Source organism: Streptomyces aurantiacus, from assembly GCF_001418335.1.
Taxonomy (GTDB): Bacteria; Actinomycetota; Actinomycetes; order Streptomycetales; family Streptomycetaceae; genus Streptomyces; species Streptomyces aurantiacus.
Window position 1 is genome coordinate 1 of sequence record NZ_LIPP01000201.1, and the last position, 14,798, is coordinate 14,798.

Here is a 14,798-nt window from a genome sequence, read left to right on the forward strand (position 1 = left end):
GGGTGTTGGTGCGGGTCGGGGCGGACTTATGAGGGGTGTCACGGAGGCGGCGCCTGAATAGAACGGCTGGTCCCTGCCATGGCTACGGCTCGGATCACCCAGCGAGCCGTTCCCGGGCGTACTCACGCAGCTCGATCATGGGCCGCTCGATCCGGTCGTCCAGGCGACGGATGAGTGCGGAGGCAAGGTCGATGCAGCGAGCGGCCCCGGAGCCCAGGGCGGTGTCGAGAGCGGCGCGGGCATCAGCCGCGGCGGCGAAGGCATCGCGGTCATGGAGCGAGCCTTCGGCCCGGTAGGTCAGGAACACCGCTTTGGTACGGGATCGACGTGGATCGAGTTCGCTCAGCCCGGAGTCGATCGCGGTGCCGGCGCGGCAGGGGTCGCCGAGGTCGAGCCAGCAGCGTCCGGCGTCGGCGTTGACGTCCGCCATCGACATCCAGGAGACCACTGGAGGCGTGTCGTGCGGGTTCATCCGCTCCAGCTCGGTCTCGGCGGACGCCAGTGCGCGCTGGGTTCCGTGGCGGTCTTGGAGTACAGCGCAGGCCCGTGCGCTGCGTACGTCGAGCAGGGAGCGAGCAGCCGCCGTACGGGTGCGGGAGCGGGCGTGTTCCAGGACGCGGATCGCATCAGCGGGCCTGGACAACCAGGTGGCCTGATAGGCGAGGTCGGAGAGGGCGACGGCGGCGAGGTCGCGGTCGCCGGCCTGGTGCGCGGCGTGGACGGCGGCCTGCCAGTGACGTTGGGCATCGGCGTGCCGGTCGGCATCGAAACGCAGCCATGCGGCACAGTGCGCGAGGCCGGCTGCGACGCCGTGCAGGCGGCGGCCCGTTGCTGAGGTGTAGCGGCCCTGCGTGATCAGGTCGATCGTGGTGTTCAGGTGGGCGTCGATGAGACCGGAGACCTGCGGGTGCGGCCCGGCGGCAAAGGAGCGCAGCTCACCGGAGCGCTGCTCCAGCCACGTCAGAAGCTCTTCGTCGATGTTTTGTCCACCGAGGGCCTGGGACAGGTGGCGTGGCTCGATGCGGGCCCAGTCGGCGGCGACCTCGATGAGGGTGCTGCTGCCGAGTACCAGGAAGGATCGTCGATCCATACGGATGACCTGCACCTCTCTCAGGGCGGCCCGGCTTCCCAAGGGGCTGAACGGGACGGGCTGTTCGAAGGCGGGCAGCCAGTCAGGCCATCGGAGATGTCCGATCGCGGTGGCGGGAACGTCGAAGACCTCGGCCAGCAGCGACTGGCTCTCCTCGCTCGGTGTGGTGCCGCCTGTCTCCCAGAGCCAGATCCGGTTGCGGTCGATGCCGCTGCGCAGGCCGCGCCTGCGGGCCTGGTCACGGAGCAGGCGGGCGAGGTCGTTATGGACCAGTGGTGATGGCGGCGCAGGTGCGCCAGCGGATGACGGTCCAGCTCCATGTCGCCCCCTCGGATACCGACGCCGCCTGTCCACCATGCCGTACCCGGGCGGGCGGTGAGGAGGCTTCACCGCGGCCGAGCACACACCGGCCACACAGTCATCCCCTAGAGCACGTCGAGGTCCGGTGGTGTCCTCGACGGCATAACGCCGCGCATCCGCGTGGCGCCGTCGAGAAGGGCTGGTCCTCGCGTGCACACAAGGGATCGCTTCACTGATCTGTCCGGCGCCACCGTCACGGTGACCGGCGGCTTCGGACTGGTCGGCAGCCGCATCGTGCACAAGCTCCGCGCACTTGGTGCCAAGCCGCTGGCCGTGGGCCGGCTGGACGCCTACGGCAGTTCCGTCTGCTCCTCCGTGTTCGGCGTCTCGCCCGGCGACCCGGGCGTCGTCGCCGGCGACATCACCGACGCCGCGCTGATGAACGACCTGCTGTCGCGCAGTGATTACGTCGTCCACGCCGCAGCGCTGGCCGACGTCGCGGCGTGCACCCGTAATCCGGCGGCGGCACTGGAAGCCAATATCCGCGGCACCCAAACCGTGCTGGATGCCGCGGCCCGGCACGGCGGCACGCTGAGGCGACTGGTCTTCGTCTCCTCGGCCAGCGTCTACGGCGTCGGCACCGGTTCGGCGAACGCAGGGGCCCGGTTCAGCGAGGAGGACGCGCTGACGCCCGGGTCGGTCTACGCCAACACCAAGCTGTGGGGCGAGCATCAGACCGCTCTGGCCCTGGGCGGCGCCGACGACTCGTATGCGATCGTGCGGTACTTCTCCGTCTACGGGGAACCACAAGTGGTCAAGGAAAACAGCCACAGTTGGGTGGTGGCCTGGTTCGCCATGCGGGCTGCGCTCGGCCTGCCGCTGCACCTCAACGGCGGCGGCCATCAGGTTCGGGACTTCGTACACGTCGACGACATCGCGGAGGCGACCCTGCTGTCAGCCGTGACCGAGCGCGCGGACCGTATGACGCTCAATGTCGGCACTGGCCACGCCACCTCCATCCGGCAGGTCGCCGACCTGGTGCGCCGCCGCCATCCCGGTGCGCGGATCGTCGAGACCCCGAGGCCGCTGGGCGATCCGCTCGGAGCCTGCGCGGACATCACCCGTATGTGCCAGGTACTGGGCTGGGCTCCGCAGGTGGACATCGAGGACGGAGTGAGCCGCTACCTGGAGTGGCTGGAGCGAACCCCGGAGGCGATCCCGGCGTGGCTGCACACCGAGGCATGGACCGCCGTGTGAGGGGTTCAGATCACCGGGGGACGGCCAAGGCGGGTCAGCTCGAACACGGTGCGCCAGCGCATCGGCCTCCGGCGCCCGCACTCGGTACGCCAGCCCTCGGCGAAACCGCCGAACCAGGCCCGCAGCCCTACGAGACTGCGGGTACGGGCAAGCGTCAGGGCCACCCACACTCCCAGGTAGACCGGGACGAGCACCGCGGGCAGGTGACGGCGCGCCAGGTAGACCCGGTTGCGAGCGTTGACCTGGTAGAAAAACGCGTGCCGGGCCGGGGATGTGCGCGGGTGCTGGAGCAGCAACTGCGGCGTATAGCGCACCTTCCAGCCGGCGTCGATCGCCCGCCAGGCCATGTCGCTCTCCTCGTGCGCGAAGAAGAACGCGTCCGGCCAGTAGCCGACCTCCTCCAGCATCTTCACGGACAGGACGTGCGCTCCGCCGAGAAATCCGGTCACCAGGCCGCCGCGCATCGGATCACCGGCCCGCAGCCGGGGCACGTGGCGGCGCTGGGTCACTCCGGTCTCGTCCGCGATACGGAAGCCGACGATCCCAAGCCGCGGTTCCGCCGCAAACAGCGTGGTGATCCTGGAGAAGACGTCATCGGAAACCAATAGGCCGTCGTCGTCCAGGTCCAACACCAGGTCCATGTCCTGAAGGTGCTCCAGGGCGGCGTTGCGACCACCGGTCACCCCCAGGTTCTCCCCCAGTTGCACCGTCTCGACCCACGGCGGCAGATCGGGCACCGCGCACCCGTTGGCCACCACCACCGTCCGCGCCGCCTCAGTCGTCTGCGAATGGACCGAGGCCAGCAGCTCCGCCAGCTCCTTGGGCCGGGTGCCCATCGTCAGGATCGCCACGCCCAGCTTCACGCCTGCCCTGTACCCATCTATGCGAAGGACGCCATGACCGATCGAACTCCGCCCGGCCACCCTGCCTGCATGAACTCGCCACCCAGCGTCACCTGCCGTCCCACCAGCCGATGGTTCAGATGACGCCTGGGTGGATTGCAGGCAACCGCTCAGCGAATTCCGAGACCGCACCCAGCTTCCCACGCCCGGGGCACATGTTCGTACCCAGTCAGGTCGTGGTCGCGGCACCGCAGCGAGCAGGCCGCCCTCTGTGCAGCCGCCACCAGTACGCCCTCGCCAACGCCCGACGCTTCCTCACGCCCGGCTAGTAGGGAGACCTCTCGTGGACACCGACCTCGACGACGCCCACACCGACTACACCCACCCCCGCATCCGGCCCGTCCCTGCCGGGTGCGCCGAGAGCGAGGACGACTGGCGCCGTCGGCTGCAGCACGGTTCCCCCGGCGGCCATCTGCTCGCCCACAACGCCATGACCCAGGCGCTCACCAGCGGCCGCCCGATCCATCTGATGCACACCACGAGGGCCCTGGACGCCATCCGCGCCAGCGGCCAGCTCTACGCCTCCTCCGGATGCCTGCTCGCCGCGCTGTACTGCGCGCCGCTGACCGAGACTTCCGCCGGCCTGCGCCCGCACAACCTCGGCGCCTACCTGCTGCAAACCAAGCCGCACACCCACACCCTGGTGATCAGGATCACGCCCACCGCCCCAGCGTCGGCCAAGGGCATCGACTACCTGCGGCTCGGCCGCCTCCACCTGCGCACCTACCTCGACCACCGCAGTTTCCTCACCGAGGCCGAGGACCTCCGGCTGCGCGGGAGAACTCTGCATCGGATTCGTACAGCCGCGCCTCTCCTGAACATGGTCCTGGCCAACGCCACCGGACGCCGGACAACGCCGAGCGCGTTCGTGGACCAGCTCGCCGCGGCCGTCCAGGACCTGCCGTTCCTGGGCTACGTGTACTTCGAGGTGCTATCGGAGTACCTCATGCTCCACTCCACCAGCACCGAGACGAAGGCGTTCGCGGCGGCCGGCGAGATGAACAACCGTCTCTACAAGCGCCTGGCATTCTCCGCGGTCAGCGGCATGGACAAGCTGTTCGACCTGTCCCGTTTCCGCCCCGGGCACCAGCGCCTGCACGACCTGATCGCCCGCATCGAGCCTGCTCTCGCCCCCGGAGCAGCGCGGTACACCCGAGACCGCCTCTCCCACCTGCTAGCCGCTCTGTCCCTCGACCCCGCCCAGGACGCGACCACCTTCACCTTCCGCAACCAGGACTTCGACAGCCTTGCCCGCACCGCGCCGTCCCTGCTGGGGCAGACGCTGTTCCGCGAGATGCGCGTTCTTCAGCGCTATCCGCAGCTCTACCTCGCCTTCGAACAGGCCAAGGCTCTTCACGCCTGGAACTACTGGAACCAGCACCAGATCGCGGCGCCGTTCAACGGGTTCCTTCCCAAAGGCGAAATCGGCGTCAACCCTGCCTACCCCGCCGACTGCACGGTGTGGCTGGCGAAGACCTGCAAGCGAGGCCTGGTCCACCCGGTCGACGAACTCAACGTCGCCTTCGCACCTCGCATGGCGGACCTGAGCATGACCGCCATGCGAAGGGACACCACCGGCAAGGCTGCCGGGCATCCGGCCTCGGTCTGAACTGATCGACCGGCGGAAGAACTCGCCGAGCTGGTGGCGGCGTACCCTCCCCTGTCCACGGAATACCCGTCCCACGAGGAACACCTGACAACGATGAAGAGCTCCCTGCGCAAACTGGCCGCCTCGGGCACCTTGAACCTGGGCATCATGACGGGCACGGTCCCGTCGTACGAGGCCTTCGCGGCATCGGAACTGGCTTCCCCGAGCGACGCGTCGCTACTGCCGCAGTACGCGACGACGCTGGCGGCGAGGGGACGGGCGGAGACTTGGCCGCCGAAGCGGGGCTGGGTGTTGGTGTGGGTCGGAGCGGACTTATGAGGGGTGTCACGGGGGCGCTGCCTGACTGGATCGGTGGACAGTCAGCAGGTCAGGCTCGCTTGCGGCCTGAAGACTGACATGGACGTCGTCACTGCGGGTGCCCCACGACCCGCTACTCCAGTATCCGTCACAGGGGCTCGACCCTCTGGGTTTCGTCACCGAACAGAACTTTCTACAACAGCGCCGGCACAATGCCTTTCGTGCCTGATGCCGCCGTTCCGTCCTCCGCCGCCGTCTCCGCCCGCATGAGCCGCCAAAGCTCAAGAGACACTGCGCCGGAGGTGGCGGTCCGTCGGCTCCTGCATGCCGCGGGAATGCGGTATCGGGTGAACGTGCCGGTACCCGGCATACCCCGCCGCACGATAGACATCGTCTTCCCCAGGGCAAAGGTCGCGATCTTCATGGACGGCTGTTTCTGGCACGGCTGCCCCATGCACGCAACCCGCCCCAAAGCGAACGCGGAGTGGTGGCGCGCCAAGCTCGACAAGAACATGGCTCGCGACATCGAGACGACAGAGCACCTATCCGCAGCGGGATGGACAGTGCTGCGCTTCTGGGAGCACGAGCCCGTTGAGAGCGTGGCGCGCCGCATCGCTGCTGCTACCGCAGTGCAACGGCCGCAGGACGGATCTTGACGCAGGGGGTACGCGTCCGAGCCCAAGCTTGGATCTCACGGGGCACAGACGCCGCTCCCCGTGAACCGAGCGATTTGGCGGCTATCAGCACTGGCCGTAGTTGCGATTTCACACATCGGCCCCCAATCACCCAATAGTGTTATAGCTCTTGTACGAGAGTGCAGCGCCACCGCTCGCCTCAGACCCCTCTGCCCTTCACGGAGCAACGCCGAAGGACGGGGGCCCACTGCGGTTCAGCAGGCTGCAGCCAACGAGAGTGGGGAACGGTCCACGCCCATGACCGACGAATTCGATGGTATGTATGACACCTTCAAGGCGCTCCTGGATTCGTTCCCTCCGGCGGAAGCAGTCAAGCGGCTGGAGCAACTGGGCATCGGGCCGGGCATCGTCCAGCACATCCGCGAACGGCACGAGCAGCAGACCATACGCGTCAAAGAGCTTGAGGAACCGCACGCGGTGGTTCTGGGCAACCGCGACACCTGGTACACCGGACCGCACGCCAAGGACAAGTGCTGGCCGGCGATCGTGGATCTGTTGCGCAAGGACGGTTGGCCTCAGGAGCCCACGATCAGGAGCCTCGACGACTCCTCCACCCGTGTGGTCTCACTTCTGAATCATCCAAAGGAGAAATCGTTCTCCACACGAGGCCTCGTCGTCGGCTACGTGCAGTCTGGCAAAACCACCAACTTCACCTCGGTCATGGCCAAGGCAGCCGACCGCGGGTACAAACTGTTCATTGTCTTGGCCGGGATCCACAATGGGCTCCGGCGTCAGACTCAGGCTCGGCTGGTGCAGCAGTTGGTGGAGCCGAATCCCACGATGTGGTCCCAACTGACCGGACTTGACAAAGATTTCACTCCACAGGCGAACCCCGCCTCCTACTTCGGTAAGAGCAACAAGACGCGGGTTCTGTGCGTCGTGAAGAAAAATGCCACAGTACTCCGGAAACTCGCCCGGTGGCTTGAGGAGGCGTCCGACTACCTTGAGGACTGCCCTGCACTGATCATCGACGACGAGGCCGATCAAGCCACAGTGGCAACGAAGTCGATCAATCCACTGATCCGGGACATCATGGGCTCTTTGCCGAGGTCTGCCTACGTCGGCTACACAGCCTCGCCATTCGCGAACCTGCTGATCGACCCGAGCGCCGAGGATCTGTACCCAGAGGACTTTGTCGTCAACCTTCCGAAGCCACAGGGACACTTCGGCACTGAGGTCCTGTTCGGACGCTACGCGCTCGACGGTGAAGACCCGGAGCAGGTCGATGATGGAAACGACATGATCCGATCAGTGCCCGATGACGACGTGTCGTGCGTGCGCCCCGGAACAAAAGCCGACATTGAAGGCTTCGAGCCCGTCATCACAGACACCCTTCGCAGGGCCATCGAGTACTTCTGGCTAGTAACGGCTGCTCGGCATGTACGCGGTACGGGAAATGCGCACAGCACAATGCTGATACACACAAGTGTCAATACTGCTGTGCACAACAGCTTCAAAAGGCCACTAGAGCATTTGCGCGAGCAGTCCGCACGATCCTTGGCAGATGCCGACTTCATCGCCCAGCTACACGACCTGTGGGAACAGGAAACCGACCGAGTTCCCGCCTCGGACTTCGGTGAGATCAAAGTTCCGTTCGAGGAGCTGCTACCAAATCTACCGGGAGTCCTCGAAAGTTGTCGCGTCATCATGGACAACTCCAGCAGCGAGTATCGACTCGATTACGAAAACGGCCCAGTGGTGGCAATTGCCGTGGGCGGAAATACCCTGTCCCGGGGACTCACGCTCGAAGGACTATCGGTCAGCTACTTCGTTCGCGCCGTCTCGGCATACGACACTCTATTGCAGATGGGCCGCTGGTTCGGCTTCCGCAACGGCTATGCCGATCTTCCTCGTATCTGGATGACGGACGAACTGGCTGAGTGGTTCCGGCACCTGGCCACCGTGGAAACCGAGATGCGCCGCGACATCGAAATCTACATGACTGAAGCCGAAACACCCCGCACTTTTGCGGTCCGCCTACGCACTCATCCGGCATTGCGCGTAACTGCGGCAGCCAAGATGCGCAATGCCGTCACGGCAGCCTCCTCCTACGGCGGCAAACGGGTTCAAACACACTACTTTCACACCGACGCCGCCTGGCTTCGCCAGAACATCGCCGCTGCTCGGAGCCTGGTTGCCGCTTCTCGTGCAAACGCAGTAAGGATCGAAGCACGTTCGACTGAAGGTCGATACGTCTTCCGAGATGTACCACACAACGTGGTGACGGATTTCCTCTCGACCTACAGGTTCCACGAGAAATCTCCCGAAAATGACGCGGATTTGATTATCGATTACATCCGCAAAAGGGTCGCCACGGCTGGCTCCCTAGGCCGCTGGAACGTCGCGATCGTCGGCAACCCAAGAGGGGAGAGTAAGTTTTCCTTTTCTCCTGATGTGGCTGTTGGACTCAACACTCGCGCCCGTCTCGCCATTGCCAACCCCGCGCCGGACCTTGCCGACATCAAAACCCTGATGAGCCGTCGTGATGCCGCGATCGACCTGGATGGTGACACAACTAAGCTCACCGAAAAGGGAATCATGGAAATGCGTCGCGCCAAGCTCCCCGACAGTGGCCTTTTGGTTGTTTACCCGATCGACAAAGTCTCCGCGCCGAGTCCATCGAAGAAACTTCGCGCTCCCCTCAACGCCGAGGAGCACGTGATCGGTGTCGGTCTGGTATTTCCCGAACCCTGGAACAAGGACAGCGAGGTGGAAAAGTATATATCCGCCGACCTTTCCGGCGTGTGGATCGAGGAAGAGGACTACAGCCTGCTCGACGGGGAGGAGGTATGAACGACGACGCGCTCCGCAAGTTGGTCGACGAGCGCTGGACCGCACTCGACGCCGAACAGACATCGGGCGAGCGTCATTTGCGAGTATCTCCCCTCCCCTTCGTCGCCAAGCTAAGCCCTTTTTCGGTGGCTGTCGACCATGACGGGCATCGCCATCTCCTTGTCCCGATACACGCGCACCGCAAGGTACGTCCCGGCCTTGACGGGCCGACGCTCCGGTTGCGCAAACGCGCCCTCGAAGATGAGGAGACCTACCAGTCTTACGCCGATCTCGCCTGCCTTCGTGACGACCTCCGAGATCTGTTCACGGAACTGTGCGTGGACGTGCTCGGCGCGGCCAGGGAGTTGCCCGAGAATCCCGTCAAGGCGCTCTATCGCGTTCTCGATCGCTGGAAAGCTCTGTTCCGCGCGCAGGGAACACAACTCGGGCCTGAACAACTCGCCGGGCTCTTCGGAGAGTTGCTGGTACTCCGTCGCCTCCTCCAGGAGGACGCAAGTGCGCACCGGATATGGCGAGGCCCCGAGCAGCACCGCCACGATTTCTCGGCCGGAGCCGTGGCAGTCGAGGTGAAGGCGGGCACTGTCGGCACGGGGCGCAAGCCTCGAATTCACGGGCTCGACCAACTCGAAGCGCCGGAGGGCGGGGGGCTTTGTTTGGTCTGGTTCCGCCTGCAGAACACCACTGCGAACGGTTCCGGCATCGCGTTCAACGATTTGGTCGACCAGATACTGCACTTGTGCGATGACGAAGGTGCACTCCTCGCATTGCTCGCAAGGGTGGGATACCGACCGTCGGATGCCGACCTATACCACGATGTGCACTTCGCGATCACTGAGGAAAAGTGGTACCTGGTCACTCCTGACTTCCCTGGGTTGACCGGCCAGGCACTCATAGCGGCAGGAGTCCCCGTATCGGCACTGAATGTCGAATACACCATCGACCTGTCCGGTGAGATCCCTGCGCCCATGGCGCCCGACCAGGTGTCCCAGACGCTTGACAGTTTGATCCAGGAGTCCTCGTGACGAAGCCTCGTTGGTCCTCTCAGCGCTACCCTCCAGAAGGCGCGAGCGCCGCCGATGGTATCCGCAACCAGCTCGGACGTCCGGAGCTCGACCTACTCACGATCCTGGTGCGCGAGTCCGCCCAAAACAGCTGGGATGCCCGACTCCCACCACCTGCCGGTCCGGTCGACTACCGCATCGACATGTGGACGGTGAGCCCAGCCCACACTCGCGCTTGGCGCGAGCTACTACTCGATGGTGCACCCGCTCGCGCAGAGGACTTTCCGCTGCGCGAGACCCTTCGGCACGGCCCGATCCGAGTTCTGGCCGTCTCGGATCGCGGCACTCGCGGCCTCGGAGGACCGACTCGGGCGGATGATGCCGTCGGCCCCGACCGTGATTTCGTCTCCTTCGTCCGTAACATCGGTGAGCCGCGTGACGCCGCCCTGGGCGGTGGCACCTACGGCTTCGGCAAGGGCATCTTCTACCTTCTGTCCAAATCCGGCACCGTCCTCGTGCACTCTCGTTGCCGCACTCCTCAGGGTGGCCACGAGACCCGGCTCATCGGCTGCACCCTCTGGAGGAGCTATGTCGGCGACGGGGGCAACGGAAATCGTCGCTACACCGGTCGACACTGGTGGGGCAACACAGGCGAAGACCTCGTCGAGCCCTTGGTCGGTCGAGAGGCGGAGAGCATCGCACAGCGTCTGGGCCTCAAGGCCTTCAACGCCGAGGAGACCGGCACGACCATCGTCGTCATCGATCCGAACCTGGACGAACTGGAACCGCCCGAGGCTGCCGACTACCTGGCAGAGACCCTCTCCTGGCACCTGTGGCCAAAGATGATCTCCGCTGTCGGGAAGCCGTCCGCCATGCGGTTCTCCGTCTCCTGCGACGGAATCCAGTACCCCGTGCCCGATCCGCGGGAAACCCGACCGCTCAACATGTTCGTTGCTGCCTACGAGACAATGATCGGTTCCGACGGCAGCGATCTGCACTGCCTGAAACCCAAGCAACATCTGGGGCGCCTTGGCCTCGTCAAACGAATCATGCCGCCACTGGAGCCGACTCGGGCATCCCGCATGCTCGACATCGAGGACCTGGTCCATCACGTCTGTCTGATGCGACCTGCGGAACTAGTCGTCACCTACAAGGCCGGCCCGAAGCCCCCCAGCGTTAATCAGGGGTACGCGGGCGTCTTCCGAGCCGACGAAGACATGGACGAGATCTACGCGAAGGCCGAGCCACCCACACACGACGCTTGGCATCCCCAGTCGCTCGACAGACCCGAGAGCACATACGTGCAGACGACGTTTCGGCGCATTGCCGAAGCCCAGGAGCGTCTTCTCTCTCTCGGTGGCGTCGCGCGAGCAGGCGCCAGCAACGTTGCTTTGGGAGCGGCCAGTTCACTGTTCTCGGGGTTGGTTGGCGGAGCGTGGGGAATCGGCGGTGCCACGGCCTACTCGAAACCGGGTAGTACGGCCACGCACGCGTCCAAGGCGGACGACACGGAAGAACGCACGAAGCATTCCACCTCGGGACAGCTTGCTACGAAGGCTGTTCCGTTCGGCACGAATCGATCCGCTCCCGACGGAGTAGGCGGCCGAGGCGCTGACTACACCGAAGGACAGGCATACACCGACACGACAGGAAGCAGCGGCGTGCCACGTCGTCGCCCGCGGGTGCAGTACGTCGGTGATCCGTACTACGACGATCGCGGCGACTCCTCCGTACTCATCCAGGCATTCCGGCTACCAGTGCCTGGGGCACAGCGAGTCCGGATCGATCTGGCCGTTACCGTCCCCGGCACGGGCGGACGCGAAACGGATCCGCCCATCGGAGCGAGCATGCCCGTCCTCATCGGTTGGGAGGACGACGAGGGCCGCCTGGATGCTTCCGAGGCCCACATCATCGAGGGCGGCGAATCCGTCTGGTATGCGGTCGTGCGTCCGGCTCCGGACACCATGACTGAGATCGGCATCAAGGTCGAGGCGGTGAGGACGCCGTGACACGGCGCGTTCTCCCTTACCGTGCCCCGTCCGAGGACGTCGTCGCTGTCGCGCCGTGGCTGCTGGTGACCGAGGACGGCGAGGTCGCCGTACCCGAAGCGCTGCCGGACTGGGACTATCAAATGGACCTGCACCTCCGCAGGTCTGTGCGAATTGACCTGGACCGGGCACGTTCGCAGTCGGGTCTTCCGAACGATGCCTCGCTCATGCTCTCTGTGGTGTGGACAGCAACCGGATCCAGTCTCAGCGGGCCCGCACAGCATGTTCGTATGTCCCAAAGTGGCATGAGCACCGTCGAACTCGATTTCCGACTGCGGGGTACTGATCTGGGAGGTCTGCTCCTCCTGGACACTGCTCTCGTCCTGGCCGAACGCCGCAACGACGCCAGCCCCTCCTCACCTCGCCGCGCAGGTTCTGTGTTGTGGAGCGATCGTCAAGCACTGCGCCTCCAAGGCGACGCACCCCAGTTCCCTATGGCAGTGATCGACTTCGCCCGGACGTCCTTCCCCGATGGCGCGGCCTGGCACTTGCAGATCAGCGGAGGCCTCGAAAGTGCGACCATGGGGTCCTTGCTCCTGCTCGTCAATGAGAAGAACACGATCACTGCAACCGCATTTGAGAATGCGGGAAAGCCTCGTCCGATCGATCGGGTCGTGCTTTCCGCGGTGTACGCGGATACTGCGAGGATCATGGTCGAGTACGCGCTCGGGAACGATGAATTCGCCGAAGATGCCGACTTTCCCGAGGGCTCACTGGGCGCCACTCTCCTGAACCTATTCGACCAGCTGTTCTCTGAGCAGTCGATCACCGACATCCGCCTGCGTCAACGGCAGTCCCCTGCCCTCTTTGCCTCGGATCTTCAGGCGGCGGTCAAAATGTTCGAGGTGTCACGATGAGCTTTCTCTACCCGCGGCTGCTCACCGAACAGGCCAGACCGCTCTTCGAGGAGTATCGGCAGCTGACCGTCCCCGAGTTGGTGGGCCGAATAGCTGTCTCCCACGAGTCGTCGGTGTACGTGGCCACTGGCGGCGACCGGGTCTCCGCCGCACGACTCCAGGAACTTCGCGCGGGTGTTGTCGATCTCGCCAAACGTGCCGGCTTCCCCGACAACTCTGATCGCGCGCGCAACGCCGACTTCGACATCCGGCTCGCCGCGCTGCTCCATACCGAAATGGGCATGGTGCCCGCCGAGGCTGCCTCTCGGGATGTCTGGGCCGCCCTTGCACTGGTCCTACTTCCGGATGTGGCCTTCTGGCGCTACCCCCAACCACCGAAGGACCGTGTCCTGGGCACGGACCTCACCCGGCATGTCTTCGGACGACTGTGGTGGCGGGCTCAACTCGTGCACTCTTCCGGCGACCCCGAACCCTACGGCGCCCTGGCCATCCTCGGCGAGGCAGCATTCGACCAAATCTACGCTCGCCGTGCGGCACTTGGCGGAAGCCCGCACATGGTTCGGGCCATCCTCCGTGTCTGGAAAGACCTTGATCTGGCCGGCCTGAACGAGCGTGAGACCCTTCGCGACTTTCTCAAAAGACTGCTGCGGCTCGCCCCCTTCGTGCTCTTCGACGGAATTGAGGAGCGTGCGCTGGACAACGAGCTGCGTACTGTGGCCCAAGAGTCCGTCAATGCCCAGCGTCCAGCTGCGAACAACGTCACGACCGCTGAACAAGACCCCACCCGAAAAACCGTCGCTCTTGGGTCTCGCACGACCTCGGCACAGCAAGGCGAGCCGCCGATGCCCAGAAATACCCTAGAGACGCCGCTCAGGTCCCGCCGGTTCAGATCTGTGGAAATTTGCGCCGGGGCCGGAGCGCAGGCCCTTGGACTCGAACGTGCCGGGTTCGACCCGGTACTCCTCATCGACAGCAAGGCCGATGCCTGTTTCACCATCGACCTCAATCGGCCCCACTGGGATGTGATCTGCATGGATGTTGTGCACTTCGATCCGAGTGTGCGCCCCGAGACACAGGGGATCGATCTCATCAGCGGTGGCCTCCCCCGCGTGAAATCTTCGGCCACTGTCGGCCGCGCCGAGGACACGGAGGAGCGCGCGGTCCTGAGGGCAGCAATCAAGCTGGTGAGCGATATTAAACCGAAAGCCGTTATTTTGGAGAACGTCCCGGATCTGGTTGAGAGTTCGGGCTTCGCAGTCGATAGATCGTGGATTGAGACCAAACTGGGCGAAGCCGGCTACCGCTGGAGTTGGCGAGTGCTCAATGCCGCGGCCTTCGGCGTTCCGCAGAATCGCAGCAGCGGCTTTCTGATCGCTCTGAAGGAGCCGTACTTCTCCCAATTTTCCTGGCCCGAGCCCGACGGACTACCAGCCCCGACCGTTGGTCAAATCCTCGGCCCTTCAATGTCCGGGCATGGATGGCCCGGAGCGGAACGCTGGATCAAAGGCGCTGACCGCGTCGCTCCTGCACTCGTCGGGGGCTCCGACCGGCGCGGTGGCGCCGACCTTGGCCCCACAGGCAGCAAGAACGCGTGGGCCTCCCTCGGCGTGAACGGCAACAGCCTCGGTGACGAACCGCCGGACTCAAGTTTTCCCGCAACAGGCCAACCCAAGTTGACTGTCGAACAGGCCGCAACGATCCAAGCCATCCCGGAGGACTGGCGCTTCTTCGGTGGCAAGACATCCAGGTACCGTCAGATCGGCCACGCGATGCCGCCACCCCTGGCAACGGTCGTCGGACAGGCCGTCGCGGCCGCACTCCGAAGCTAAGATCACCCCATGCACACGCCCCGCCCCCGCCCCCCCGGGCCGATCACTGTCGGAGAGCTGTTCAGCGGGTGCGCGGGGTTCACACAAGGGTTTCACGAGTTCCGGCCGATGCGGGCAGGG

11 protein-coding genes and 1 pseudogene are annotated in these 14,798 nt (G+C 64.9%); 10 read left to right on the forward strand and 2 right to left on the reverse strand.

Annotated features, from left to right (window positions below):
* Nucleotides 1-57: SEC-C metal-binding domain-containing protein (locus AOK01_RS46620; protein ID WP_157871484.1), on the forward strand; the 57-nt coding region annotated here is incomplete at its 5' end.
* A 37-nt stretch (nt 58-94) separates the two neighbouring features.
* On the opposite strand, the gene AOK01_RS25210 is transcribed toward AOK01_RS46620, so the two are convergent.
* The gene (locus AOK01_RS25210; protein WP_483855249.1) at nt 95-1,447 is read right to left on the reverse strand and encodes an NsdA family TPR-like regulatory protein; all 1,353 of its coding nucleotides are present in this window, start codon (nt 1,445-1,447) and stop codon (nt 95-97) included.
* A 153-nt stretch (nt 1,448-1,600) separates the two neighbouring features.
* Between AOK01_RS25210 and AOK01_RS25215 the strand changes: the two genes are divergently transcribed.
* Nucleotides 1,601-2,647: an NAD-dependent epimerase/dehydratase family protein gene (locus tag AOK01_RS25215; protein ID WP_055515480.1), complete on the forward strand. Its 1,047-nt coding sequence runs from the start codon at nt 1,601-1,603 to the stop codon at nt 2,645-2,647.
* Between the two features lie 5 nt (nt 2,648-2,652).
* Here AOK01_RS25215 and AOK01_RS25220 read toward each other — a convergent pair whose 3' ends face one another.
* Nucleotides 2,653-3,483 (reverse strand): glycosyltransferase family 2 protein, encoded by an 831-nt coding sequence (locus AOK01_RS25220; protein WP_055515492.1) that lies wholly within the window; start codon nt 3,481-3,483, stop codon nt 2,653-2,655.
* A 349-nt stretch (nt 3,484-3,832) separates the two neighbouring features.
* Between AOK01_RS25220 and AOK01_RS25225 the strand changes: the two genes are divergently transcribed.
* From AOK01_RS25225 to AOK01_RS46350, 8 genes and pseudogenes are all read left to right on the forward strand, one after another.
* Nucleotides 3,833-5,158, forward strand: coding sequence for a hypothetical protein (locus tag AOK01_RS25225; RefSeq protein ID WP_055515482.1), 1,326 nt, complete (start codon nt 3,833-3,835; stop codon nt 5,156-5,158).
* 9 nt (nt 5,159-5,167) lie between these two features.
* Nucleotides 5,168-5,501 (forward strand): annotated as a pseudogene (locus tag AOK01_RS25230) (hypothetical protein); the annotation flags it as partial.
* Between the two features lie 166 nt (nt 5,502-5,667).
* Nucleotides 5,668-6,111: a very short patch repair endonuclease gene (locus AOK01_RS41605; protein WP_213862146.1), complete on the forward strand. Its 444-nt coding sequence runs from the start codon at nt 5,668-5,670 to the stop codon at nt 6,109-6,111.
* A 276-nt stretch (nt 6,112-6,387) separates the two neighbouring features.
* The gene (locus tag AOK01_RS25240; RefSeq protein ID WP_055515485.1) at nt 6,388-8,943 is read left to right on the forward strand and encodes a Z1 domain-containing protein; all 2,556 of its coding nucleotides are present in this window, start codon (nt 6,388-6,390) and stop codon (nt 8,941-8,943) included.
* Nucleotides 8,940-9,965 carry a PD-(D/E)XK motif protein gene (locus AOK01_RS25245; protein WP_055515486.1) on the forward strand — a complete coding sequence of 342 codons (1,026 nt, stop codon included), beginning with the start codon at nt 8,940-8,942 and terminating at the stop codon, nt 9,963-9,965. The genes AOK01_RS25240 and AOK01_RS25245 overlap by 4 nt, the downstream gene beginning before the upstream one ends.
* Nucleotides 9,962-11,953, forward strand: coding sequence for a hypothetical protein (locus tag AOK01_RS25255; protein WP_157871482.1), 1,992 nt, complete (start codon nt 9,962-9,964; stop codon nt 11,951-11,953). Before AOK01_RS25245 ends, AOK01_RS25255 begins: the two co-directional genes overlap by 4 nt.
* 65 nt (nt 11,954-12,018) lie before the next feature.
* The gene (locus AOK01_RS44460; RefSeq protein WP_213862147.1) at nt 12,019-12,849 is read left to right on the forward strand and encodes a hypothetical protein; all 831 of its coding nucleotides are present in this window, start codon (nt 12,019-12,021) and stop codon (nt 12,847-12,849) included.
* Nucleotides 12,846-14,678: a DNA cytosine methyltransferase gene (locus AOK01_RS46350; RefSeq protein ID WP_342671061.1), complete on the forward strand. Its 1,833-nt coding sequence runs from the start codon at nt 12,846-12,848 to the stop codon at nt 14,676-14,678. Before AOK01_RS44460 ends, AOK01_RS46350 begins: the two co-directional genes overlap by 4 nt.
* The last annotated feature ends 120 nt before the right edge of the window (nt 14,679-14,798 follow it).

What these genes read in the sequence shown, in the direction of transcription:
- AOK01_RS25210 (WP_483855249.1), bottom strand. Translation starts at nt 1,447, where the DNA reads ATGGTGGACAGGCGGCGTCGGTATCCGAGGGGGCGACATGGAGCTGGA.
- AOK01_RS25220 (WP_055515492.1), bottom strand. Translation starts at nt 3,483, where the DNA reads ATGGGCACCCGGCCCAAGGAGCTGGCGGAGCTGCTGGCCTCGGTCCAT.
- AOK01_RS41605 (WP_213862146.1), top strand. Translation starts at nt 5,668, where the DNA reads ATGCCTTTCGTGCCTGATGCCGCCGTTCCGTCCTCCGCCGCCGTCTCC.
- AOK01_RS25240 (WP_055515485.1), top strand. Translation starts at nt 6,388, where the DNA reads ATGACCGACGAATTCGATGGTATGTATGACACCTTCAAGGCGCTCCTG.
- AOK01_RS25245 (WP_055515486.1), top strand. Translation starts at nt 8,940, where the DNA reads ATGAACGACGACGCGCTCCGCAAGTTGGTCGACGAGCGCTGGACCGCA.
- AOK01_RS46350 (WP_342671061.1), top strand. Translation starts at nt 12,846, where the DNA reads ATGAGCTTTCTCTACCCGCGGCTGCTCACCGAACAGGCCAGACCGCTC.